The organism is Streptomyces sp. NPDC057877 (genome assembly GCF_042796855.1).
Classification (GTDB): domain Bacteria; phylum Actinomycetota; class Actinomycetes; order Streptomycetales; family Streptomycetaceae; genus Streptomyces.
On record NZ_JBHVMS010000012.1, the window covers coordinates 57,942 to 79,804 of the forward strand.

The 21,863-nt window shown below is 72.4% G+C and carries 24 protein-coding genes; 9 read left to right on the forward strand and 15 right to left on the reverse strand.

Annotated features, from left to right (window positions below; genetic code table 11):
• Nucleotides 1–2: 2 nt before the first annotated feature.
• The 3 genes from ACFVQG_RS31965 to ACFVQG_RS31975 all read left to right on the forward strand — a co-directional run bounded on the left by ACFVQG_RS31965 (nt 3) and on the right by ACFVQG_RS31975 (nt 3,753).
• Nucleotides 3–1,154 (forward strand): hypothetical protein, encoded by a 1,152-nt coding sequence (locus ACFVQG_RS31965; RefSeq protein ID WP_383390116.1) that lies wholly within the window; start codon nt 3–5, stop codon nt 1,152–1,154.
• A 235-nt stretch (nt 1,155–1,389) separates the two neighbouring features.
• Nucleotides 1,390–2,283 carry an ion transporter gene (locus ACFVQG_RS31970; RefSeq protein WP_383390119.1) on the forward strand — a complete coding sequence of 298 codons (894 nt, stop codon included), beginning with the start codon at nt 1,390–1,392 and terminating at the stop codon, nt 2,281–2,283.
• Nucleotides 2,284–2,388: 105 nt separating this feature from the next.
• Nucleotides 2,389–3,753, forward strand: coding sequence for an FAD-dependent oxidoreductase (locus ACFVQG_RS31975; protein ID WP_383390121.1), 1,365 nt, complete (start codon nt 2,389–2,391; stop codon nt 3,751–3,753).
• A gap of 66 nt (nt 3,754–3,819) precedes the next feature.
• On the opposite strand, the gene ACFVQG_RS31980 is transcribed toward ACFVQG_RS31975, so the two are convergent.
• The 4 genes from ACFVQG_RS31980 to ACFVQG_RS31995 all read right to left on the reverse strand — a co-directional run bounded on the left by ACFVQG_RS31980 (nt 3,820) and on the right by ACFVQG_RS31995 (nt 6,054).
• The gene (locus ACFVQG_RS31980; RefSeq protein WP_383390124.1) at nt 3,820–4,194 is read right to left on the reverse strand and encodes a hypothetical protein; all 375 of its coding nucleotides are present in this window, start codon (nt 4,192–4,194) and stop codon (nt 3,820–3,822) included.
• Nucleotides 4,195–4,322: 128 nt separating this feature from the next.
• Complete coding sequence (locus ACFVQG_RS31985; RefSeq protein ID WP_383390126.1) at nt 4,323–4,835, reverse strand: roadblock/LC7 domain-containing protein; 513 nt, start codon at nt 4,833–4,835, stop codon at nt 4,323–4,325.
• 38 nt (nt 4,836–4,873) lie between these two features.
• Entirely contained in the window at nt 4,874–5,653 is a 780-nt protein-coding gene (locus tag ACFVQG_RS31990; RefSeq protein WP_383390129.1) for a hypothetical protein, read from the reverse strand.
• Nucleotides 5,650–6,054 carry a hypothetical protein gene (locus ACFVQG_RS31995; protein ID WP_383390131.1) on the reverse strand — a complete coding sequence of 135 codons (405 nt, stop codon included), beginning with the start codon at nt 6,052–6,054 and terminating at the stop codon, nt 5,650–5,652. The genes ACFVQG_RS31990 and ACFVQG_RS31995 overlap by 4 nt, the downstream gene beginning before the upstream one ends.
• Before the next feature lie 245 nt (nt 6,055–6,299).
• Between ACFVQG_RS31995 and ACFVQG_RS32000 the strand changes: the two genes are divergently transcribed.
• The 4 genes from ACFVQG_RS32000 to tgmB all read left to right on the forward strand — a co-directional run bounded on the left by ACFVQG_RS32000 (nt 6,300) and on the right by tgmB (nt 9,287).
• Nucleotides 6,300–7,379, forward strand: a complete 1,080-nt coding sequence (locus ACFVQG_RS32000; protein WP_383390133.1) for a hypothetical protein — start codon at nt 6,300–6,302, stop codon at nt 7,377–7,379.
• Between the two features lie 113 nt (nt 7,380–7,492).
• On the forward strand, nt 7,493–7,819 hold the full coding sequence (locus tag ACFVQG_RS32005; protein ID WP_383390134.1) for a DUF1232 domain-containing protein: 327 nt from the start codon (nt 7,493–7,495) through the stop codon (nt 7,817–7,819).
• 276 nt (nt 7,820–8,095) lie between these two features.
• Nucleotides 8,096–8,287, forward strand: coding sequence for a putative ATP-grasp-modified RiPP (gene tgmA, locus ACFVQG_RS32010; RefSeq protein ID WP_376733294.1), 192 nt, complete (start codon nt 8,096–8,098; stop codon nt 8,285–8,287).
• A gap of 16 nt (nt 8,288–8,303) precedes the next feature.
• Nucleotides 8,304–9,287, forward strand: a complete 984-nt coding sequence (gene tgmB / locus ACFVQG_RS32015; protein WP_383390136.1) for an ATP-grasp ribosomal peptide maturase — start codon at nt 8,304–8,306, stop codon at nt 9,285–9,287.
• Nucleotides 9,288–9,324: 37 nt separating this feature from the next.
• Here the strand turns inward: tgmB and ACFVQG_RS32020 are convergent, their stop codons facing one another.
• The 4 genes from ACFVQG_RS32020 to ACFVQG_RS32035 all read right to left on the reverse strand — a co-directional run bounded on the left by ACFVQG_RS32020 (nt 9,325) and on the right by ACFVQG_RS32035 (nt 12,598).
• Nucleotides 9,325–9,543: a hypothetical protein gene (locus ACFVQG_RS32020; protein ID WP_383390138.1), complete on the reverse strand. Its 219-nt coding sequence runs from the start codon at nt 9,541–9,543 to the stop codon at nt 9,325–9,327.
• Between the two features lie 165 nt (nt 9,544–9,708).
• Nucleotides 9,709–9,957, reverse strand: a complete 249-nt coding sequence (locus tag ACFVQG_RS32025; RefSeq protein ID WP_383390141.1) for a DUF5133 domain-containing protein — start codon at nt 9,955–9,957, stop codon at nt 9,709–9,711.
• A 183-nt stretch (nt 9,958–10,140) separates the two neighbouring features.
• On the reverse strand, nt 10,141–11,907 hold the full coding sequence (locus ACFVQG_RS32030; RefSeq protein ID WP_383390144.1) for an ABC transporter ATP-binding protein: 1,767 nt from the start codon (nt 11,905–11,907) through the stop codon (nt 10,141–10,143).
• A 142-nt stretch (nt 11,908–12,049) separates the two neighbouring features.
• A complete protein-coding gene (locus ACFVQG_RS32035) occupies nt 12,050–12,598 on the reverse strand; it encodes a hypothetical protein (protein WP_383390146.1) in 549 nt (182 codons plus the stop codon).
• A 329-nt stretch (nt 12,599–12,927) separates the two neighbouring features.
• Between ACFVQG_RS32035 and ACFVQG_RS32040 the strand changes: the two genes are divergently transcribed.
• Both ACFVQG_RS32040 and ACFVQG_RS32045 read left to right on the forward strand, forming a co-directional pair.
• Nucleotides 12,928–13,158, forward strand: coding sequence for a DUF397 domain-containing protein (locus ACFVQG_RS32040; protein WP_383390149.1), 231 nt, complete (start codon nt 12,928–12,930; stop codon nt 13,156–13,158).
• A 120-nt stretch (nt 13,159–13,278) separates the two neighbouring features.
• Complete coding sequence (locus ACFVQG_RS32045) at nt 13,279–14,199, forward strand: helix-turn-helix domain-containing protein (RefSeq protein ID WP_383390152.1); 921 nt, start codon at nt 13,279–13,281, stop codon at nt 14,197–14,199.
• Nucleotides 14,200–14,247: 48 nt separating this feature from the next.
• Here the strand turns inward: ACFVQG_RS32045 and ACFVQG_RS32050 are convergent, their stop codons facing one another.
• The 7 genes from ACFVQG_RS32050 to ACFVQG_RS32080 all read right to left on the reverse strand — a co-directional run bounded on the left by ACFVQG_RS32050 (nt 14,248) and on the right by ACFVQG_RS32080 (nt 21,739).
• Complete coding sequence (locus ACFVQG_RS32050; protein WP_383390154.1) at nt 14,248–15,105, reverse strand: aldo/keto reductase; 858 nt, start codon at nt 15,103–15,105, stop codon at nt 14,248–14,250.
• Nucleotides 15,106–15,256: 151 nt separating this feature from the next.
• Complete coding sequence (locus ACFVQG_RS32055) at nt 15,257–16,657, reverse strand: condensation domain-containing protein (RefSeq protein WP_383390156.1); 1,401 nt, start codon at nt 16,655–16,657, stop codon at nt 15,257–15,259.
• Nucleotides 16,658–16,836: 179 nt separating this feature from the next.
• A complete protein-coding gene (locus ACFVQG_RS32060; protein WP_383390159.1) occupies nt 16,837–18,120 on the reverse strand; it encodes an ABC transporter substrate-binding protein in 1,284 nt (427 codons plus the stop codon).
• Nucleotides 18,117–19,190, reverse strand: coding sequence for a branched-chain amino acid ABC transporter permease (locus tag ACFVQG_RS32065; RefSeq protein ID WP_383390727.1), 1,074 nt, complete (start codon nt 19,188–19,190; stop codon nt 18,117–18,119). Before ACFVQG_RS32065 ends, ACFVQG_RS32060 begins: the two co-directional genes overlap by 4 nt.
• 40 nt (nt 19,191–19,230) lie before the next feature.
• On the reverse strand, nt 19,231–20,130 hold the full coding sequence (locus tag ACFVQG_RS32070) for a branched-chain amino acid ABC transporter permease (RefSeq protein WP_383390162.1): 900 nt from the start codon (nt 20,128–20,130) through the stop codon (nt 19,231–19,233).
• Complete coding sequence (locus ACFVQG_RS32075) at nt 20,127–20,957, reverse strand: ABC transporter ATP-binding protein (protein WP_383390165.1); 831 nt, start codon at nt 20,955–20,957, stop codon at nt 20,127–20,129. The genes ACFVQG_RS32070 and ACFVQG_RS32075 overlap by 4 nt, the downstream gene beginning before the upstream one ends.
• Nucleotides 20,954–21,739, reverse strand: a complete 786-nt coding sequence (locus tag ACFVQG_RS32080; protein ID WP_383390168.1) for an ABC transporter ATP-binding protein — start codon at nt 21,737–21,739, stop codon at nt 20,954–20,956. Before ACFVQG_RS32080 ends, ACFVQG_RS32075 begins: the two co-directional genes overlap by 4 nt.
• Nucleotides 21,740–21,863 lie beyond the last annotated feature (124 nt).

The following is a 21,863-nucleotide window of genomic DNA, read 5'->3' on the forward strand; positions in this document are numbered from 1 at the left end:
CCATGGAACCGGTCCCCGCGGCCGAACCGCCGCCGCGCCCCGCCCACGCCCCGGCCATGGGCGAGGGCGAGGGCGGGGCGGAGCGGCCGGACAGCAGGGCGGCGGTACCGGAGAAACCCGTGGCGCCGCCGACCCTGGTCCCCCTCGAACCGCTGTCTCCCCAGCCCGAAGACCCGACGGCCAGGGCGACGGAGGCCGACTACGGCGGCGCGGTCGGCGAGTTGGTGCACGCGGCCGTCAGCGACCGGCCGCTGGAGGAGGTCGTACGGCTCGTCACCCTGCTGGAGGCGTCGCCCGAGCACGCGGCGGCCGTCGTCGACGTCCTGCGGGCGGTCGCGGTCGACCGGTCCGTGGACGACGTCGCCCTGCTGATCACCGAACTGACCCGCCCGCCCCGCAAGCCCGACAGCGCGGACGTCGCGATCCGTACGGCGGTCGAGACCCGCACGGTCGAGGAGGTGTCGCGGCTGATGGAGCTGCTGCACCAGACGCCCGTGCAGCCGCACTGCGGACAGGAGGCGGTGCACGCCGCCGCCACCGGCCGCCCCGTCGAGGAACTCGTGGAGCTGATCGGACGGCTGGCCCGGGAGAAGCACGCGGACACGACCGGAACGGACCAGGGACCCGGATCCTCCACCCCGGTCGGCATGCCGGACCTCACCGCGTCCCCGCCGACGGCCGGTCACCGACCGGTGCGGGTGCTGCGCGAACGCAACCGCGAGCGGACCGGCAGGCCCGCCTTCTGGCCGAGCTGGCTCGCCGCCGCGGCCCTGCTGGTGTGCGGCGCGGCGCACTTCCCGCTGCACAGGGCGGGCGTCTCCCTCAGCGTCTACACGGCGACCCTCGCGGTGTCGGGACTGTGCGTCGTACTGGCCGTCGTCGTGGCCTGCCGGGCCACCGCCACGGTGCTGCTGGCAGGCGTGCTCGTGCCCGCCGCGCTGGCCGCCGCGGTGATGTCCGAGGAGTGGTTCCGCGCACCCCAACTCACCCAGGCCCTCGGCATCATGGTCGCCCCGCCATGGAGCGCGGGCCTGACCGCGGTGTGCGCCTCGCTCGCCTCACTCGCCGCGCTGCTCCTGCTGCTGATGGTGCAGGTGGCGGACCGGCATCCGGGGGCACGACGGACGTACGAGGCGGGCCGGACGGCCGACTGAGCCGGTCCCGGCGCGGCGCCTCCCGTGGGGGCGGGGGCGCGGAGACCCTGGCCGGGAGTATTCGAACGGTCGACCAGAGGAACGCCCGGCGATCTTCGTGGACGGCCGCAGCCCCGGGGCCGGTTCGCACGTTAGGCGGGGCGACCGGCGGTCGTGGTGACCGCCGCCGGTCCGTTCCGCCGGGGTCCGGTCCCCGGTCCCCGGCGGGAGGTTCCCCTACGCGCCGAGGACGACCATGACCCCCCATTCCGCCGCCGTACGCGCCCGGTTCGCCGTCCGCTGTCGTACGGTCGTCGACGCCCGTCCCTTCTCGCTGGCCGTACTGGCCGTGATCCTGTTCAACGCCGTCCTGTTGGGCCTGGAGACGTACGACAGCCTCGCCCACTCGCTCACCGGCCCGTTGCGCTGGGCGGAGCACGGCTGTCTGGCCGTCTTCAGCGTGGAGCTGCTGCTCCGGCTGGGCGCGCACGCCGACCGCCCGGCCCGGTTCTGGCGCGACCCCTGGAACGTCTTCGACGTGCTGGTCGTCGTCAGCGCGCTGCTGCCGCTGGTCCGCGAGAACGCCACCGTGCTGCGGCTGCTGCGGCTGGCCCGGGTGCTGCGCACCGCGCGGTTCCTGCCGCAGCTGCGGATCCTGCTGCTCGCCGTCTCCCGCAGCCTGCCCGGCACTGCGAGCTTCCTGTTCGTCGGCGGGATCATCCTCTACGTCTACGCCATGGTCGGCTGGATGTGCTTCGCGGCCAGTGATCCCGGTCACTTCGGCTCGATCGGCCGGGCCATGCTCACCCTGTTCCTGCTGACGACCCTGGACGGGCTGGGCGAGACCGTGCACAGCGGTCTTGAGGTCTCCCGGCTGAGCATCGTCTACTACGGCTCGTATGTGCTGCTGGCCTCGTTCGTGCTGGTGAACGTGCTCATCGGGGTGGTGCTCAACAGCCTTGACGAGGCACGGGAGATGGAGGCGGCCGAGCGGGCCGGGGCCGTCCCCGCGCAACGCGGCGGCCCCGCGCGGCCCGAGGACGCGCACGGCGTCCACGACCGGATCACCGCGATGCGCGAGGCGTTGGACGCCCTGGAGCGGCAGTTGCCCGAGCGGACCGCCCGGCCGGGTCCACGCGGCCACTCATAAATCCCTCTTATGTGTCCATAGATCGAACCCGCGTACCGACTTAGGCTTGCCTCAGTTTAGGCTTCCCGATCGAGTCGCCTGTCACCGCTCGAAGGGAACCTGATCATGCCCCGCCCTCTGCGGGTAGCCATCGTCGGAGCCGGCCCCGCCGGGATCTACGCCGCCGACGCCCTGCTCAAGTCCGACGTGGCCGCCGACCCCGGTGTGTCCATCGACCTCTTCGAGCGGATGCCGGCGCCGTTCGGACTGATCCGCTACGGCGTCGCTCCCGACCACCCCCGGATCAAGGGCATCATCACGGCCCTGCACCAGGTGCTGGACAAACCGCAGGTCCGTCTCTTCGGCAATGTCGACTACGGCACCGACGTCCACCTGGACGACCTGCGCGAGTTCTACGACGCGGTGGTCTTCTCGACCGGTGCCATGGCCGACCGCGAGCTGCGCATCCCCGGCGTCGAACTCGACGGCTCCTACGGCGCCGCCGACTTCGCGTCCTGGTACGACGGCCACCCGGACGTGCCGCGCACCTGGCCGCTGCACGCGGAGAAGGTCGCCGTGCTGGGCGTGGGCAACGTGGCGCTCGACATCTCCCGGATCCTCGCGAAGACGGCGGACGAACTGCTGCCCACCGAGATCCCGCCGAACGTCTACGAGGGCCTGAAGGCCAACAAGGCCGTCGAGATCCACGTCTTCGGCCGCCGTGGCCCGGCGCAGGCGAAGTTCAGCCCGATGGAGCTGCGCGAGCTGGACCACTCCCCCACCATCGAGGTCATCGTCAACCCCGAGGACATCGACTACGACGAGGGCTCGATCGCCGACCGCCGGGGCAACAAGCAGACCGACATGGTCGCCAAGACCCTGGAGAACTGGGCGATCCGCGACATCGGCGACCGCCCGCACAAGCTCTACCTGCACTTCTTCGAGTCGCCGGTGGAGATCCTCGGCGCGGACGGCAAGGTCGTCGGCCTGCGCACCGAGCGCACGGAGCTGGACGGCACCGGCAACGTCAAGGGCACCGGCCAGTTCACCGACTGGGACGTGGACGCGGTCTACCGCGCGGTGGGCTACCTCTCCGACAAGCTGCCCAAGCTGCCCTGGGACATCGGCTCGGGCACCGTCCCCGACAAGGGCGGCCGGGTCATCCAGGAGTCCGGCGAGCACCTGCAGTCGACGTATGTCACCGGCTGGATCCGGCGTGGTCCGGTGGGCCTGATCGGGCACACCAAGGGCGACGCCAACGAGACGGTCGCGAACCTGCTGGACGACTTCGCGGGCGGGCGTCTCCAGACGCCCGCCTCGCCCGCGCCGGAGGCCGTCGAGGCGTTCCTCGCCGAGCGCGGGATCCGCTTCACCACCTGGGAGGGCTGGTACAGGCTGGACGCCGCGGAGAAGGCGCTCGGCGAGCCGCAGGGCCGCGAGCGGGTGAAGATCGTGGAGCGTGAGGACATGCTCCGCGAGAGCGGCGCGTAAGGACGGCGCACGATCCGGCGTGGGCTCCTCGGTGACGGGCCCGCGCCGGATCGCCTTGCGCCGGTGTCACACCTCCAGGTCGGCCTCGATCTTGCGGAGCTGGTGGCGGGCCATCGCCAGGTTGGCGCGGCCGGAGTCGAGCACGAGGTAGAGGAACAGGCCTTTGCCGCCGCGGCCCTTGATCAGGCGGATCAGGTGGTACTGGCTGCTGAGGGTGATGAGGATGTCCTCGATCTCCTCCTTGATGCCGAGGTGTTCCATCGTGCGCAGCTTGGACCGTACGACGTCGGTGTTCCCGGCCGCCGCGACGTCCAGGTCGAAGGTCTTGGTGCCGCCGAGGGTGCCGAGGGCCATGCCGCTCGTGTAGTCGACGAGCGCGGCGGCGGTCGCCCCCTCGATGGAGCTGAGGCATTCCTTGAGCGAGGTTTCCAGGTTGGCCATGGGTTCGCGTCCTTTCGGGCGGTGGTGATGGTCGGGCCGGTGCCCCGGCCCTTTCGGGCGGTGGTGATGGTCGGGCCGGTGCCCCGGGGATGGAGCCGTGCGGCCGGGAGAGAGGTCGTGAGCGGGGTTCAGCCGCCGGTGTCGGGCCGCGGCCGGGCCCGGGTGCTGGTCTGGGACGGGGACCGCCGTGGGGTGCGGACCGGGAGGGTGCCGATGGGGCGGCCGGGGTCCACGGCCGGGGCCGACCGCGGTGCCTCTTCGTGCGGGCCGATCCGGGCGGCGACCAGCTCACCGATGCGGGCACCGCTGCGACGCCCCTCCAGATGCAGCCGCCCCACGTTGACGCGGTCGTCGGCGAGCAGGGTGAGCACCGCGGTGGGGCCCGCCGTATAGGTGGCGACGTAGCCGTGCGCGCCGCGCAGGAGCAGTTCGCGGAAGGCGCCGCGGGCGGTGGCGTCGGCCATGCGCTGGGCGACTCCGAGGGCGGCGGCGGTGAGCGCCGCGAGTCCCTCCGGTTCGGTGTCCGGCGCGTCCTGGGCGAGGACGAGGCCGTCGACGCTGGCCGCCAGGGAGCCGGTGAGCTGGGGCAGGCGGGAGCGCAGTCGGCGCAGTTCGTCCAGGACGTCGGCCTCGACGGCCATGAGCAGTCTCCTTTCGGCACGCTGTCGGCGCGCGCGGATCACAGGGCCTCCAAGGCGTCTCGAAGCCGTCGCAGCAGCGCCGTGTCGGGGTCCTGCACCGGCGGCGCGAGCCAGTCGGCCGGGGGCGCGTCCGGCGCGGCCCGCGGCGGTGCCGGGATGACGAGGCCCTCGGCGGCCAGCCGTCGCAGCTCGACCAGGGTGTGGAAGGTGCGCCAGGCCAGGGCGGACGCGATCTGGGCCGCCGTACGCTCGCCGTCGATCTCGGCGAGGATCCGCTGACGGCGCGCGGGCAGCGCCCGGGGGTGGGCGCCGGTGACCCGGGCGAGCGGGGCGGTGTCGGTCTCCGGCCGGGGCCAGATCCGGTCCAGCAGCACGCGGCGGCGGGCGCACTCGCGGACCAGGACGTCCACCGGCACCGGGCGCACCGTGCCGATCCAGTGCGCGGCGCCCGTGCGGAACCGGGGCTCGTGGCCGTCGCCGGGCCCGAGGACGAAGTACGCGGCGTCGAAGAGGGCGCCGAGGTGGCACAGCTCCAGGGCACCGGCGGCGAGGCGGCCGGTGTCGACGAGGTGACGGCCGACGTGGCGGCGGGCGCCCGCCCGGTCCAGCGCGTCCTGCCAGCCCTCGGGGTCGACGGCGGCGCTGCGGGTGAGCAGGGCGCCGAGGTCGGGGGCGGACGGCGACTCGGCGTGCGCGACCCGGCCCGCCTCCAGGTAGACGGCGCCGGTGGCGCCGAGGAGGACGCCGGTGGCGTGCCGGTCGGCGAGTGCGGCGAGGGAGGCCACGGTCGTCGTGCGGAGGTCGGCGACGGTGGTCATCCGAGCACCAGCCGCTCGGCGAGTTCGGCGAGGCGGATCCGGGCCAGGGCGAGATTGCCCTCGGCGCGGCCCAGCCACAGGTGGAGCACGGCGCTGCTGTCGAACGTCGTGGTGACGAACCGCAGGACGTGGTAGTCGTCCGGGGTGGTGATGATCACGTCCTGGACGGGTGGTTCCTTGCCCGGTTCGGCGGCGTCGCCCGCGGCGGCCAGGCGGAAGGCGCCGCTCTCGGCGGCGAGCCGGGCCAGTTCGGCGGTCTCGGCGGCGGCGGTCTCCAAGTCGCCGCCGGGCGCCTCGCCCACGGCTCCCAGCGCGAGACCGCTGATCCAGTCGATGACCGAGGCGCCCCGCGCACCCGGCAGGCGCATGGCGTCCAGCAGACTCTCGTCGATTCCGGGCACGCTGGATCCCCTCCCCCTGTACGGCCGTACGGCGAACGTGGGAGCGACGCTACGGACCGTGTGGGCACCCCGGAGCGCTTCCGCACTTTCGTTCGGAATATGCCGAGGACTGACTCTTTCTGACCGGCGCGGGATCGATCACCGTACCCACGGGTGGCTCCCGCCGCACGGACCCCGGGTGATCTCCGGCCGCCCGGAGCGGCAATACTGGGCGATACCCGACGCCCCCGTTCCCAGCTGGAGCCATGCCGAGTTCCGCCACCGACCGACCCGCGACCTCCCCCACCCTGTGGCTGGCCCGTGGCCGCCACCGCGGTCCCGACGCGCCCGCCACGGTCCGGCGCACCCTGCGCTCACTGACCGACCGCGAGATCATCGACAGCCATCTGGAACCGTCCGAGCGGGTCTTCGAGGCCCGCTGGCGGGTGGCCGGGGAGGTGACGGTGCGCGCCCGGCTGGCGGTCGACGGCCAGGAGTGGGTGCTGGCGGCCGAGGCCGAGCGGCCCTGGGACCTGCGCTGGCCGTCCCCGGCGGCGATGTTCTGGCCGCAGGACGACGCCGAAGCGGACTGGGAGACGGTCCTGGGACTGCGGCTGCGGGACATCAACCCCCTGCCCTCCGACGAGAAGGACCTGCGGCGGCTGCTGCGGAGCGCGGCCCGCGACAGCTGGGCGGTCCACGTCGTCGTCCATGAGGCGATGACCCCGGACGAGCGGGGCCGCCGCCCGCTGGCCGCGCTGCTGCCGCCGGGCCTCGCCCACCGGGTGGTGGAGCACCGCGCCGCGCCCCACCAGCTGCGCCCGGTGAACTGGGCGCTGCGGGAGTCCGGTGTCCAGGTGCCGCGCGGTGGCGCCGTCGTGCTGCCGGGCGATCCCGCGCCGGACGGCTGGAACGCCGAGGACTTCGCCGTCCGTACGGTGTTCCTGGACGGCTCGGAGCCCACCGAACTGCTCGACGCCCTCACCCGCTTCGCCGCGCTGCCCCGGCCACTGCCCGAGGACGCCGACGCGGCGGTCACCGCCCTGCGCGAGGACTGGCATCTGCTCACCCTGGAGGAGGAGCTGGCCCGCGAGCGGCAATTGGTGGCCATGTACGCCGAGGCGCTGGAGGCGATGACGAAGTCCCGGGACCTGTACCGGGAGGCCGCCGAGCGCGCCAACGAGGCGCTCGCCGCCTACCGCGACGCCGTGCCCCCGCCCGATCCCGGGCAACAGGCCTCCCCCACGCCCCTCCAGCACCTCACCCGCACCTTCGAGCGCCTCAGGGGCGTGACCGGCAACCGGCGCCCCGCCCCTCACCCGGACGACGGACCGGCACCGGAATAGCACTCCACCCGTTCGGGTGTGTGGCCGCATTCCGTCGGCCATACCAGCGCCGTATCCGGGAATCCAGAAAGACGGGGCCCGCGTCGAGCGGTGCACCGGACTGAGGAGGGCCCGTGGATTCGACCACAGCAGTACTCGCCGTCGTCGCGCTGGTCCTCGCGGCGCTCGTGCTCGCGGCGGCCGTGGCACTCCTGGTGCGGCTGGTGCGGGCGCGGCGCGGGTTGCGGCGCGCCGGACTGCCGACCGGGCCGCGCTGGGTGTTCTGGGGGGCGGTCCTGTACTTCGTACTACCGGCGGACGTACTGCCGGACCCGGTCTATCTGGACGACGTCGGCGTACTGCTGCTGGCCCTGCGGAGCATGCGCGCCCCGTTGGCCGGGAAGCCCCGGCGTACCGTACGGGCGCCGTCGGCGGCCGGTCGGCCCACCGACGCCGTCTGAGCGCTCACCGCGCGCATGCGCGTGGCCACCACCCGTGCGCCCCCACCCCCAGCCACGCGCCCCCGCAGTGCTCCATGTCACAAACAGTCAACCGACAAGAGGGCTCAACCGTCTCAGGTTCAGGGTGGTTCAACTCGCCCATGACTACAGAGCGTAGGGAAACCATTCACCCGTTCGAATCGTATAAGTCCATGGAAAGCCTGGAGATCCAGCGGGCCAAGCGACAGCACGGCATGCCGTCGCCTTGACCGGGGGAGCACCGAAAAGGGAGAGACGATGCAACCGTTCGCGCTCAACTACGCACGCCCAGCGGCGGATTTGGACGTGACCACTCCGTACGCCTACGACCCCGGACTGCAGTTGAACGTACTCATGGACGGCCGGATCGCCGCCACCGACCACGCCCTGCTCAGGGAACTCGGCACCACCACCTCCACCGCCGGTTCGAAGACGCACTTCGACGACTGACCACGGACAGTCGACAATGACCGTACTGATCCTGACCTCCGAGCAGGATGTGACCGCGGACATGGTGGTCGTGCACCTGAACGCGTCCGGGGTCCCGGTGGTCCGGCTCGACCCCGCCGATCTCACCGGCGGGGTGGCGCTCTCGGGCGAGTACGTGCACGGCTCGTTCCGCGGTCACCTCTGGTCCGCGGGCCGTCTGTTGACCATGGACGGCCTGCGGTCGGTGTGGGTGCGCAGACCGGGGACCCCGGCCGCTCGCGTGCCCCGGCCGTCCCCGTGGCTGACGGAGGAGTCCGCCCAGGCGCTGTACGGCATGCTGCGCAGCTCGGGGGCGCGGTGGATGAACCACCCCGACGCCGCCCGCCGGGCCCGGCACAAACCGTGGCAGCTCCGCCTGGCCCAGCACAGCGGGCTGCCCGTCCCGGCCACCCTGATCACGACCTTCCCGCAGGCCGCCCGCGACTTCGCCGCACGCTTCCCGGACCTGGTGGTCAAGCCCGTCTCGGGCGCGCACCCCCAGGAACCGCCCCGGGCGGTGCCGACCAGCCGGGTGGCGCCGGACACCGACTTCGCGGCGGTGGCGTTCGGCCCCACGCTGCTGCAACGGCGCATCGCCAAGCGGGCCGACATCCGGCTCACCGTCGTCGGCGAGCGACTGCTGGCCGCCCGCAAGGACGCGACGGCGGGCGCCGACCCCGAGGAGGTGGACGTCCGTTTCGACCGCTCCGCGACCCCCTGGCGACCGGTCGAGGTACCCCCACGTATCGCCGAGTCCGTGCGCACGTACATGCGGGAGGCCGAACTGGCGTACGGCGCCTTCGACTTCGTGGCGGACGCCGACGACGTGTGGTGGTTCCTGGAGTGCAACCAGTCGGGCCAGTTCGGCTTCATCGAGGTGGACACCGGGCAGCCCATCGCCCGCGCCATCGCGGAGTGGCTGTCCGGCCCACCCGAACAGCGACCGCCATGGATCAAGGACGTGAACAGCAGGGTCCCTTGACCGGAACCGCCGAAGCCGGGAGCCCGCCCCCGCCCCGTCAGTGCGGGCGCGGGCCCGGCAGCATGCCCTGGCGTTGCCAGCCCGCGCCCGGGGCGGGCTGGCGATCGGGGCCTGGTGGATGGTGGCCCGGGGTGCGCAGGGGGCGCATGACCAGCTCCAGTTCCCTGCCGACGCGTTCGGCCTCGCTGCGTACGTGGGCGGGAACGTCTCCGCGCTCCGCCACGAGTCGGTCGTAGATCGGGGAATCCTGGAACACCCGGCAACGCGCCTTTCCTGTCGATGACCCATGAACATGGGCATGACTGCCGAGTGTAGGCGACCGGACACACCTCGGTGCGGATGACGTCAAACCGTCGGAGCCGCCCGGAGCCCGCACGGCTCCCCGCGCGCCCTCCCGCACGGCTCACACGGCTCACGCGGCTCACACGGCGAGCGACAGGTCGCCCTCCCCGTCGGACTCCTTCGACCGCCGCCCCTCGGCCAGCAGCAGGGCGTCCGCCCGGGCGATGGCCTCCTGGACGCTGGTGGTGCCCATCATCACGCACAACGTGTAGCTGACGTCCTCCAACTCCCGCGCCACCGCGGGCTCCTCCCGCTCCGACTGCGCGATCCGCAGCGATGCGTAGGTGGTGAGCAGACCTCTGACGACCTTCGGGTCAGGAACGATCACGACGCGCCCCTCTCTCGATCTTCGGCTGGCGTATGCCCGGGAAGCACCGGAACATTCCTGCCCTCCGGTCCATGTCTCCCAAGTGACCAGATACCGTGGGTCATTCGCGCCGGGAGCGCGACGCGCTGAGCCGACGGCGCGCTCCCCCGCCGACGGCCCACACCGGGGCGCGGTCGTGGCCCGTCAGACGGCCTGCCCGCTGTGCAGTTCCGTGTAGGCGCCACCGCGGCGCAGCAGCTCGTCGTGGGTGCCGGTCTCCAGGATCCGGCCGTCGCCCATCACCACGATCCGGTCCGCGCCCCGCACGGTGGACAGCCGGTGCGCCACCACGAACGTGGTCCGGCCGTGCAGCAGCCGCGCCAGCGCCTGCTGCACCAGCGCCTCGGACCGGGTGTCGAGCGCCGAGGTCGCCTCGTCCAGGATCAGCACCTTGGGGTCCCTGATCAGCGCCCGGGCGATGGCGAGCCGCTGCCGCTGGCCACCGGAGAGCCGGGCGCCCCGCTCGCCGACGAGGGTGTCCAGGCCCTGCGGCAGCCGGTCGACGAACTCGAGCGCGTTGGCGTCCCGCAGCGCGGCCCGTACGGCGTCCTCGTCGGCCTCGTCCATGCCGTAGGCGACGTTCTCCCGGATCGTGCCGTCGAAGAGGATCGACTCCTGCGGTACGACGGACACGAACCGCCGGTACGTGCGCAGGTCCAGGGTGTTCATGTCGGTGCCGTCGAGCAGCAGCCGCCCGGAGGTCGGCCGGATGAACCCGATGACCAGGTTGAGCACCGTGGACTTGCCCGCCCCCGAGGCGCCGACGAGCGCGACGGTCTCGCCCGGGGCGACGGAGAGGCTGAAGTCGCGTACGGCGGCCCGCCCGCCGTCGTACGCGTACCCCACGTCGTGGAAGGTGACCGCGCCGCGCAGGGCGGTGAGTTCCGCCTTGCCCTCGTTGTCCTCCAGTTCGGGCGCCTGGAGCACCTCGCCGACCGAGCGGACCGACTCGAGGCCCTTGGTGATCACCGGCGCCAGGCCCGCCAGCGTCGTGGTGGAGTTGGTGAGGGTGGTCAGGAAGGCGCTGAGCATGACGACGTCGCCCGCGGTGACGCCCCAGACGTCGTAGTACGAGATCAGCGCGGCGCCCGCGAGCACCAGCACGCCGACCACGTTGAGCACCACCCAGGCCAGCGAGCCGAACCGGCCGTTGACCAGGTCCAGGCGCATCCCGGAGGTGAGCAGCCGCCGCAGGGTGCCGTCCATGCGGTGCAGGGCCTTGCCCTCCAGGCCGTGGGCGCGGGTGACGGGTATCAGCCGGGTCATCTCCGTGACCCGCGAGGAGAGGGTCTCCACCTCGTGCCGGAAGTGTTCGTTGTGGGTGCGCAGCCGGGCCCGCAGACGGGCCACCACGAGGGCGGCGGCGGGCACGATGACGAGGAAGACGGGGAGGAACTCGGGGGTGCGGATCCCGATGATCACCAGGCCGCCGATCAGGACGGTGCCCGCGCCGAGGCCGGTCTCGGCGGTCTGCTGCACCATCTGCTCGACCGTCTCGACGTCGCGCACCACCTTGGCCTGGAGCACCCCGGCGCTGACCCGGGAGTGGTAGCCGATGGACAGCTGCTGCATCCGGGTGCAGAGCGCGGAGCGCAGGGCGGTGCCCATGCGGCGGACGCTGCCGTAGAGGAGACGGACGTAGAGCACGTGCAGGGGGTAGTTGACGAGCAGGATGAACATGATGACGCCGGTGCTCGTCCAGAGTCTGCTGATCGGCTGGTGCTGGACGACGGTGTCGATGATGGACGCGGTGATCAGCGGCAGCAGCCAGACGGGGCTGTGCTTGACGGTGAACACTCCCACGGCGGCGGCGAGTCGCCAGCGGTCGGCGCGGAACAGATAGGCGAGCGTGCGTATCGGGTGCTCGCCGCGGTAGCGGTGGTCGAGTGGTCTCTCCTGCGTCGGCGCCATCGGCGGTGTTCCTCCCAGTGCCCTGACGGAAGCGGATCGCCGTCCCTGCGGACAGCAAGCGCTTCCCTTCCCTTGCGGGCGAGGAGTACACCAGAGCGGGGGCCGACGGCCGGGGCGTCCAGGTGGTGGGACCGGCGCCCGCTCAGCCGTCGAGGCCGCGGGCCAGTTCGGTGGCGGCGCGACCGAGTTCGGTGTCGGTGTCGGTCGGCAGGTGGCACAGCAGCCCGCGGCGGTCGTGCACGGCCTGACGGGCGGCACGCTCCCAGGCGACCGGGTTCTCGCGGTGGTTGAGGAGCTTGGGGTAGGCGGACGCGGTGCGCTCCCACTGGCGGGCCTCGGCGATGTTCCCCAGCAGCCGGAGGAGCTGCGGGCGGCAGGTCACGTGCGGCAGCTGGGCGAGTTCCCAGAGGAAGGGGACCGTGGCCGCGGTGGCCTGCTCGACCACGAAGCCGTACTGGCAGATCCGGTCCCGGAGTTCGCCGACCGCCGCGGCGGCCGTCTGGGCGTTGCCCCAGGCGATCTTGTTGAGCAGCAGCGGGATCGCCGACGCGCTGCCGGTGGAGTCCTGGATGTCCGGCCAGGGCACCTCCCCCAGGCCGCGCAGCGGCTCCACCGGCGAGGTCTCACGATCGGCGCGCTGGCTGTGCTGGTTGCGCTCGGTGCTCGGCTGGTGCGTCGAAGCGGTGCGCATGGCATGGGGCCTTTCCGCGGCGGTCAGGTCAAGGAAGGGGGCGGCGGTGCCGCCGGGTGGGGGCGGGTTCGCCACCGGAGGTGGGGTGCTGGCGCTCGGTGCACACCGGTGCTGGCACGTCGTCTCCCTGATGCGACGTCAGGCGTCGGCGGAACCGTGGGGGGTTGACGCCGAGGCTATTATCCACCCCGACAGCGCCCGCGTGCAATTGCACGAGAAATTGCGCGAAATCGGGGTAGGAAGAGAGGGGCCCCGAGCAACATGAGTCCCCCGGGGCCCCGGTGGGCGCACAGTCCCCGGCAGAGCGCGAGAACAGCAAGGAGAGGCCAGTGTCACCAACACCCAACGGAGTGCGGGCCAGTTCGCTGGATGCCGCGTGGATCAAGAGCCTGCACAGCAACGCCGAGGGCAACTGCGTGGAGGTCGCCCACCTGACCGACGGGGGCGTCGCGATGCGCAACTCCCGCGATCCCGAAGGGCCCGCGCTCATCTACACGGCGTCCGAGATGGCGGCGTTCCTCGCCGGGGCGAAGGACGGGGAGTTCGACCACCTGGTGTGACCCCGCCGGGCACCCGGAGGCCGCTCGCGTGCGGGGCTGTCGGCCGCGCGGGAGGTGCGGTGCGGGCGGGCCGACTGCGATAACCTGGTTCCCACTTCTGCCGGTTTGCTGGGAGCCAGGATGTCCGCCGAGTCGCAGCGCATCTCCCGTCTCGAACCCTATCTACAGCGGACCGAGCCGGCGCCCACTTTGCTCAAGATGCTGGTCGGCGTCCAACTGGCCGGTTTCCGCGAGGACGCGGGCCTCGCCCAGGACCAGGCGGCCCGCGCCCTCGGCTTCAGCGCGGCGAAGCTGTCCCGCATCGAGTCGGGCAAAGGGCGCAGGCCGCCCTCGGAGGGCGATGTCCGCGCCCTGCTGACGTTGTACGGCACCGATGAGTACGAGGGCTCGGTGCTGCTGAAGCTGCTGCGGCGGGCCGGTGATCCGGGCTGGTGGCAGCGGTACGACAAGCGGCTGATGCCGGAGTGGTTCGACCGGCTGGTGGGCCTCCAGGAGGCCGCCGCCGCGATCCGTACCTTCGAGTTGCAGTACGTCCCGGGCCTGCTCCAGATCCCGCCGTACACCCAGGCCGTGGTGGAGCGCGGTCTGCCCGCGGCGCCCGCGCACGAGGTACGGCGCAGGGTCGAACTGCGCACCAAGCGCACCGAGTTGCTGCACCGGGCGGACCCGCCCCAGCTGTGGGCGATCATCGACGAGTCGGTCCTGCTGCGCGTCCTCGGCAGTACGGACATCATGCGGGACCAGTTGACGCATCTGCTGGAGATGGCCAGGCGCCCCCATGTCACCGTGCAGGTGGTGCCGTTGGACGTGACGAACGCGTCGGCGCCCTCGATCCCGGTCACCTATCTGCGCTTCGGCGGCCTCGACCTGCCCGACGTCGTCTATCTGGAGCACATCCGGAGCGCGCACTTCCTGGAGGACCAGGACGAGACCGAGGAGTACCGGCTCGTCCTGGACCGGCTGGCGGACGAGGCGCTGGAGCCGCAGGAGTCGCTGGAGCGGATACGGCAGACACTGAAGACGCGGTACGCGGCCGGGTGACCGCCGCCCCCGCTCGGGCGGCCCGAACGAAGAACGCGCGGTACGAGGTCAGGCCGCGTCCAGCTCCGCGAGTTCACCGGGCGTGAGCACGAGGTCCACCGCCGCCGCGGAGTCGCGGATCGTCTCCGGTCGGCTGGCACCCGGGATGGGCACGACCGTCTCCGACTTCGCGAGCATCCAGGCCAGACAGACGCGCTGCGGGCTCACTCCGTGCGCCTCGGCGATCCGGGCGAAGGGGGCGTGTGCGGAGCCCAGTTCACCGGCGCGGGAGATGCCGCCGAGCGGGCTCCAGGGCAGGAAGGCGATGCCGAGGTCGTGGCACAGGCGCAGCTCCGGCTCGCTGGAGCGGAAGGCGGGCGAGAACTGGTTCTGCACGGCGGCCAGGCGTCCGTCCAGGATGTCGTTGGCCAGCTTGATCTGCTCCGGGTCGGCGTTGGAGATCCCGGCCAGCCGGATCTTGCCCTCGTCCAGCAGGTCACGCAGCGCCCCGACGGACTCCTCGTACGGCACCCGGGGGTCGGGCCGGTGGAACTGGTACAGGCCGATGGCCTCCACCCCGAGCCTGCGCAGCGACGCCTCGCAGGCCTCCTTGAGGTGGCGGGCGCTGCCGTCCCGCGTCCAGCTGCCGTCGCCGGGCCGCAGATGGCCGCCCTTGGTGGCGACGAGGACGTCGGCGCCGCGCTCATGACCGGCGAGGGCCTTGGCGATCAGCGTCTCGTTGTGACCGACCTCGTCGGCACCGACGTGGTAGGCGTCGGCGGTGTCGATCAGGGTGAGGCCCGCGTCCAGCGCGGCATGGATCGTGGCGAGGGAACGCGCCTCGTCCGGACGTCCCTCGATCGACATGGGCATGGCACCCAGTCCGATGGCACTGACTTCGACGGCCCCGATACGGCGAGTGTGCATCTGCTCGTGACCTCTTTCGGCTGTCGCACGGACGATGGCTCCCGGCATGCCGTGGTCTCACGGTGGTGACCGTGTGTCCCGCCGCGGTGCCGGATGTGATCCAGCCTGACGGTCCTGTCGCCGCAGGTCCAATAGAAGAAGGTGAACGGATTCAGCAGCGCGGCAGCTCAATGCCCGCCCGCGTCACCGAGAGGACCAGCTCCCGCAGCATCTCGACGTACCGCCGCATGTTCTTGTAGGCGACGTCGGTGCTCGGATACCGGCTCGCGAACTGGAGCCCCTCGTGGACCCGGGTGACCCACACGCAGACCTGATCGCCGTACGACACCCTGATGAGCCCGTACGCCTTCAGCTCCTGCCACCGCTCCGAACCCGCGGTGCCCCGCGCGTCGACGTACGAGACGATCGAGTACAGGTCGGGGGACGTGGGCCGGAAGTCGGAGCCCAGCAGGCGCAGCACCCGGGCGATCGGCATCTGGGCCAGCGGCCGGTTCTCCCGCAGCGCGGCGCGCACCATCCGTACCGCGCTGTCGAAGTCCACCGCCCGGGCCACCGGGATCTCGATCGGCGCCCCGCCCACGTACCAGCCCACGGAGTCCGACCACCGGGACTTCATCCGGGTGTGGAACGGCACCACGGTGCGGTACACCGGCTCCCCGGTCAGCTCACCGACGATCAGCGCGGTGGCCGCGAGCACGCCGACCAGCGTGCCGCCGTGCGGACGGCAGTACGCCTCGAAGGCGGCGGCGTCGGCGGGGTCGACGAGCATCTCGTGCATGAGCTTCTGCGGCGGCAGGGGGCCGTCCGCGTCGAGCCCGAGGTCGACGGGGAAGTTGGGCAGCCTCCCGCCGCACCGCGCGACGAACTCCCGCCAGCGGCCGACGACCGCGTGCGTGCCGTCGATCCGGTCGGCGTCGGTGCGCTCGCTGGCACAGAAGTCGATGTAGCTGGCGGCCGGTGCGGCGGGCACCGTGCCGCCGCGGAGAGCGGCCTCGTAGAGTTCATGGATCTCGGCCGGGATGCGGTGCAGTGAGTAGGCGTCGACATTGCTGTGGTCGAAGGCCATGTACACACTCGCGCCGCCCTCCCGCACGACCGCCGTGTACAGGAAGTTCGGCCAGCCGAGGGCGTCGGCCGCCACGTCGAAGCGGTCCTGGAGGTACCGGCTCAGCGTCGTCGCGTCGGAGAAGTCGCCCCGGTCCTCGCGGTGCAGCCGGACCGCGCCCGGGTCCAGGGTGAACCGCCGCATGTCGTCGCCGACCCAGCGGAAACCACTGCGCAGCGTCTCGTGCCGCAGCGTCCACGCCCGCAGGGCGCGCTGCAGCACCTCGAGGTCGACCTCTCCGGGGATGTCGAACGCGGCCCCCAGCCAGGTCGGCACGAACAGGCCGTCCTCACGTACCGACCTGGCCGTTCGAAGATGGGACTCCTGTACGTACGCGGGTGGACGCGCGTCCTCCGCCAGACCGGTCGCCGTCTCGACGGTCGCCGGATGCAACGTCCATTCCACGAGCCGTCCGGGCCGGATCTCGCAACGCTGGAGGTCGGTCATTCGCACAGGGCACTCCATTCGCCTGCCCTCGAGGTGCGGGGCGGCAAGGGGTCGGCAAAGGCACAACCAGGCCAACGATTCGAATGATCCGAAGGAAACGCCCGACGCGACTGCCGCCCGGCCGGGAAGCGACTCCGGGCGGCAGTCAGTTCATGGGTACTGCCGGGTCGGGGCGGGCGTCAGGCGCCCTTGCCCTTCAGGTACTCCGCGACGCCCGGGGCCTCGTGCGCGTCCTCCACGCCGACGACCGCGCCCACGGCCTTGGCGTCCGGCTTGAGGATGTACGTCGAGAGGCTGGCGGGGCTGTTGACGTCGGAGAAGTTCTGCGGGGTGCCGAGGCCGGTGTCGGCCTTGGTCTGGGCCCGGTGCGCCTTCACCACGTCCTCACGGGCGAGGCTGCCCGCCTCGCAGGCGTTCTCCAGGTCCGCGCCGATGAGCTTGGCGGCGTTGTAGCCGGACAGGACGCCGGAGTCGACCTGGGAGCCGGGGTACTTCTTCTCGTAGGCGGCGACCATGCTCTTGACGCCGGGCAGGTTGGAGCTGACGGCCGGGGCGGCGCTGGCGATGTGGACCATGGCCTCCAGGGCCTTGGCCGCGGGGGTCTTCATCAGCTGCGGGGCGTAGCCGGGGGCGCTGGTGACGATCGGGACCTGAAGGCCCCGGGAGGCCGCGACGCCCGCGAGGGACGCCGTCTGGGCCGGGCCCGCGCTGATCAGGATGGCCTTGACGCCCGCCTTGCGCAGGGCCGAGACCTGGGCCGTGAGATCCGTGTCGGTGGCCTTGATCTTCTGGTCGACCACCTTGATGCCCGCCTGTTCGGCCGCCCACGTGGAGCCTTCCAGGGCGTTGGCGCCGTAGTCGCCCTCGAAGTAGACGTGGCCGATCGAGTCGCCCTTCTTCAGCTTCGCGGTGCGGGTGAGGAAGTCGACGGCGGCGATCATGTCGAGGTCGTAGGTGGTGCCGAGCACCTGGACGGCGTCCTTGCCGAGCAGGGAGGCCGCCCACGCCTGCGGGAAGGTCAGCATCTGGTCGCGTTCGATGTCGTCGATCAGGGCCGCCACCACCGGGGAGCCGATGACCTGGGGCAGTGCCACCACGTCCGAGGAGATGTCGGCGTAGGCCGTCACCGCCTTCTGGACGTCGTAGCCGTGGTCCTCGACGACGATCTGCACCTTGCGGTCGCAGATGCCGCCCTCGGCGTTGACCTCGTCGGCCCACATCTGCTGGGCCTGCACGATGGACTTGCCGAGGGTGGCGTACGGGCCGGTCAGGTCGGTGAGGGCGCCCAGCTTGATGGTCTTGTCGGTGACGCCCGGCCCGGCCTTCACGCCGTCCGCGCCGCTGCCCGCGTCGTCGTTGTCCGCCTTGGAGCTGCATGCGGTGCCCGCGAGCAGGAGCGCCGACACGGCCGAGGCGAGGAGGATTCTGGAGGTGGTGCGGTGCCTGCGGTGCTTGACGTTCACGGGGTGTGCTCCTTGGCTCGTGCGGCTGTGGCGGGTGGAGGAGTGGCAGTGGGGTTCGTGGTGTCCGGGGGCGTGTGCTTCCGGGAGCGGATCCGGGCCCGGACGCGGCGGGTCAGCCCGTGCAGGCCGTCCGGTGCGTACAGGAGGACCACGACGATGGCGGCGCCGTAGAGGTAGCGGGCGGCCTCTGTCGGGCCGACCCCGCCCTCGCCGGTGCCGGGTGCGGTGACCAGGGGAAGGTGGTCGGCGTAACGGGTCATCAGCAGGGGCAGCGCGGTGACGAACGCGGCTCCCGCGACGGCTCCGGCGACGGAGCCGAGGCCGCCGATGACGATCATGGCGAGGTAGTCGACGGAGAGGACCAGGCCGAAGTAGTCGGGGACGATGCGGCGGAAGCCCAGCGCCAGGAGGGCGCCCGCCAGGCCCGCGTACATGGACGAGACGATGAACGCCGCCGAGCGGTAGCGGGCCACGTTGACGCCCATCACCGAGGCCGCGGTCTCGCTGTCGCGCAGCGCCACCAGGGCGCGGCCGGGGCGGCCCCGGAGCATGCCGCGGGCGGTGAAGCAGGTGACGGCGAACAGCAGCAGGCCCAGGTACCACAGCCGTTCCTCGGTGCCGAACGGCACCCCGAGGACCGTCAGTTCGGTGTCGTCGCCGAAGCTGAAGCCGCCCACGGTCAGCGGGGGCACCGAGCGGCCGTTGAAGCCGCCGGTGATGGAGTCGGCGGTGAGCAGGACGTGGTGGCCGAGGAAGACCAGCGCGAGGGTGGCGACGCCGAGGTAGATGCCGCGCACCCGGCCCGCGACGGGGCTGAACAGGCCGCCCGCGGCTCCGGCGAGCAGTACCGCGAGGACCAGGGCGAGGACGGGCGGCAGTCCGGGGCCGGGTTCCCCGGCCAGCCAGGCGTAGCCGTAGGCGCCGACGGCGAGGAAGAAGGCGTGGCCCAGGGAGAGCTGGCCCGCGGTGCCCGACAGCAGGCTGAGGCCGACGGCGCCGATGGCGGCGGCCATGGCGAACAGGCCGATCCGCAGCCAGAAGGCGTCCAGGTAGAAGGGCAGGACGCACATCAGCAGGACGGGCAGACCCCAGCGGGCCCACTTGGCGAGGTCAGACACGTGCCGCTCCCTTCGCGCCGAACAGCCCGGTGGGCCGGACCAGGAGGACCAGCACCATCACGGCGTACGGGGCGACGTCGCCGAAGCCCTCGCCGAGGACGTGCAGTTCGGACTGGTAGCCCGCGACGAGCGCCTCGGTCAGGCCGATGAGCAGGCTGCCCGCGAGGGCGCCGGGCGGGGAGGCGAGGCCGCCGAGGATCGCGGCGGGGAAGGCCTTGAGGGCGATCTGGCCGGTGGTGCGCTCCAGGCCGGGCGCCGGGAAGGCGACCAGGAAGACGGCGGCGAGCGCGGCGAGGCCGCCCGCCAGGCACCAGGCGAGGGTGCGCACCCGGGTCAGCCGTACGCCCATCAGGGCCGCCGCCTCCACGTCCTCGGCCGCCGCGCGCAGCGACAGGCCCCAGGTGCTGAAGCGGAACAGGGCGAAGACCCCGGCGATGACGAGGGCGGACACGACGATCGCCGCGATCCGGCTGTCCGCGACCGTGACCGAGCCGACGCTGGTCACCGAGTCGCCCCACGGGTCGCCGAGGGTGAGCAGGTCGCCGCCGATGCGCCGGGCGAGGTCGGTGACCAGGACGATGTCGATGCCGATGGTGACGATGGTCTGGACGTGCGCGGCGTGCGCGTCCTGTCCGCCGGTGCGTTGCAGCACGAACCGGTCCAGCAGGCCCGCCACGGTCGCCGTGGCCAGGATGGCCAGGGCGAGCGCTCCGGCGAAGCCGAGGTCGTCGTGGAGTACGGCGGTGAGGTAGCCGCCGAGCAGCAGGAGTGAGCCGTGGGCGAAGTTGAGGACGCCGGACGCCTTGAAGATGATGACGAAGCCGAGGGCGACCAGGGCGTAGACCGAGCCGAGGGCGAGGCCGCTGAGGGCGTTGTCCAGGAAGGTGGTCATGCCGGGACCTCCTCGGTGCCGTCGGCGGCGCCCGTGGCGTCGTCCGCCTCGGTGCCGAGGTAGGCGCGCAGCACTTCGGGGTCGCGCTGGACCTCTTCGGGGGTGCCGTGGGCGATGGCCTTGCCGAAGTCGAGGACGGTGACCTCGTCGGCGAGGCGCATGACCAGGCCCATGTCGTGTTCGACGAGCAGCACGGAGAGTCCGAGTTCCTCTCGTACGGTGCGGATGACCTCGGCGGTCCGGGCGCGTTCGGCGGCGTTCATGCCGGCGACCGGTTCGTCGAGGAGCAGCACGCGTGGTTCCAGGCAGAGGGCGCGGGCGAACTCGACGCGCTTGCGGTCGCCGTAGGAGAGCGCGGCGACGGGGGCGTCGAAGTGTTCGGCCAGGCCGGTGAGTTCGGCGAGTTCGCGGGCGCGGGCGAGGTGGTCGCGCTGTTCGCGGCGGGCCTGCGGCAGGCGCAGGGCGCTGGCGGCGAAGCCCGCGTGGGACAGGGCGTGGCGGCCGAGCATGAGGTTGTCGGCGACGGTGCCCTGGGTGGTGACGATGTTCTGGAAGGTGCGGGCGACGCCCAGTGCGGCGATCTTGTGCGGGGCGAGCCGGGTCAGCTCGGTGTCACCGAGGCGGACCGTGCCGCTCGCGGGCCGGTACAGGCCCGACAGGACGTTGAAGCAGGTGGACTTGCCCGCCCCGTTGGGTCCGATCACGGCGTGCGCCGAGCCCGGCGCGACGGTGAAGGAGACGTCGTCGAGGGCGGTCAGACCGGCGAACCGGACGGTGACGCCGCGGACCTCCAGCGGGAGCGGCGGTGCGGTGGTGCGGGTGGTCACGCGGCCCCCTGACCGTCGGCGGCGGTCTCGCCCAGGTAGAGGCGGCGCACCGCGTCCGTGCGGGCGAGTTCGTCGGCGGGCCCGGACAGCCCGACCTCGCCGACCTCCAGGACGTACGCGTGGTCCGCGAGCGACAGCGCCATACCGGCGTTCTGTTCGACCAGCAGTACGGCGGTGCCCTGGGCGTTGATCTCCCGGATCACCTCGGCGATGCGGTGCACCATGCGCGGCGCGAGACCGAGGGAGGGTTCGTCGAGGAGGAGCAGCCGGGGGGCGGCCATCAGGGCGCGGCCGATGGCGAGCATCTGCTGCTCCCCGCCGGAGAGCAGCCCCGCGGCCTGCTGGGTGCGCTCGGCGAGCCGGGGAAAGAGCGCGAAGACACGGTCGCGGGCCTCCTTGACCTGGGCGGGCCTGCGGCGGCCGAGGCCGAGGCCGCCCGCGCGCAGGTTCTCCTCGACGCTGAGCCCGGCGAACACCCGTCGGCCCTCGGGAACCTGGACGACTCCGGCGCGGACGGCGACGACCGGGTCCTGGCCGTCGAGGACGGTGTCGCCGTAGCGGATCCGGCCCGCCGTGACGGCGCCGCGATGCAGTCGCAGCGTGCCCGAGACCGCGCGCAGCAGGGTCGTCTTCCCGGCGCCGTTGGCACCGAGGAGGGTGACGACACCGCCGGGCGGGACGGTCAGGGACACGGAACGGAGTGCGGACAGGGCGCGGCCGTACGTCACATCGAGGTTCTCGACGTGCAGGGCGGCCGCGTCGTCCGGTGGTGCTTCGGGCATCACGGCTCCTCGGGTCCGTGCCGAGGGGCACGGGCTGTCGTGGGAAGGGGCAGCTCACGACAGCACGCACGCCGTACACCGGTACAGGTTTCGGGGCCCGGACGCTGCGCCTTCCCAACCCGGG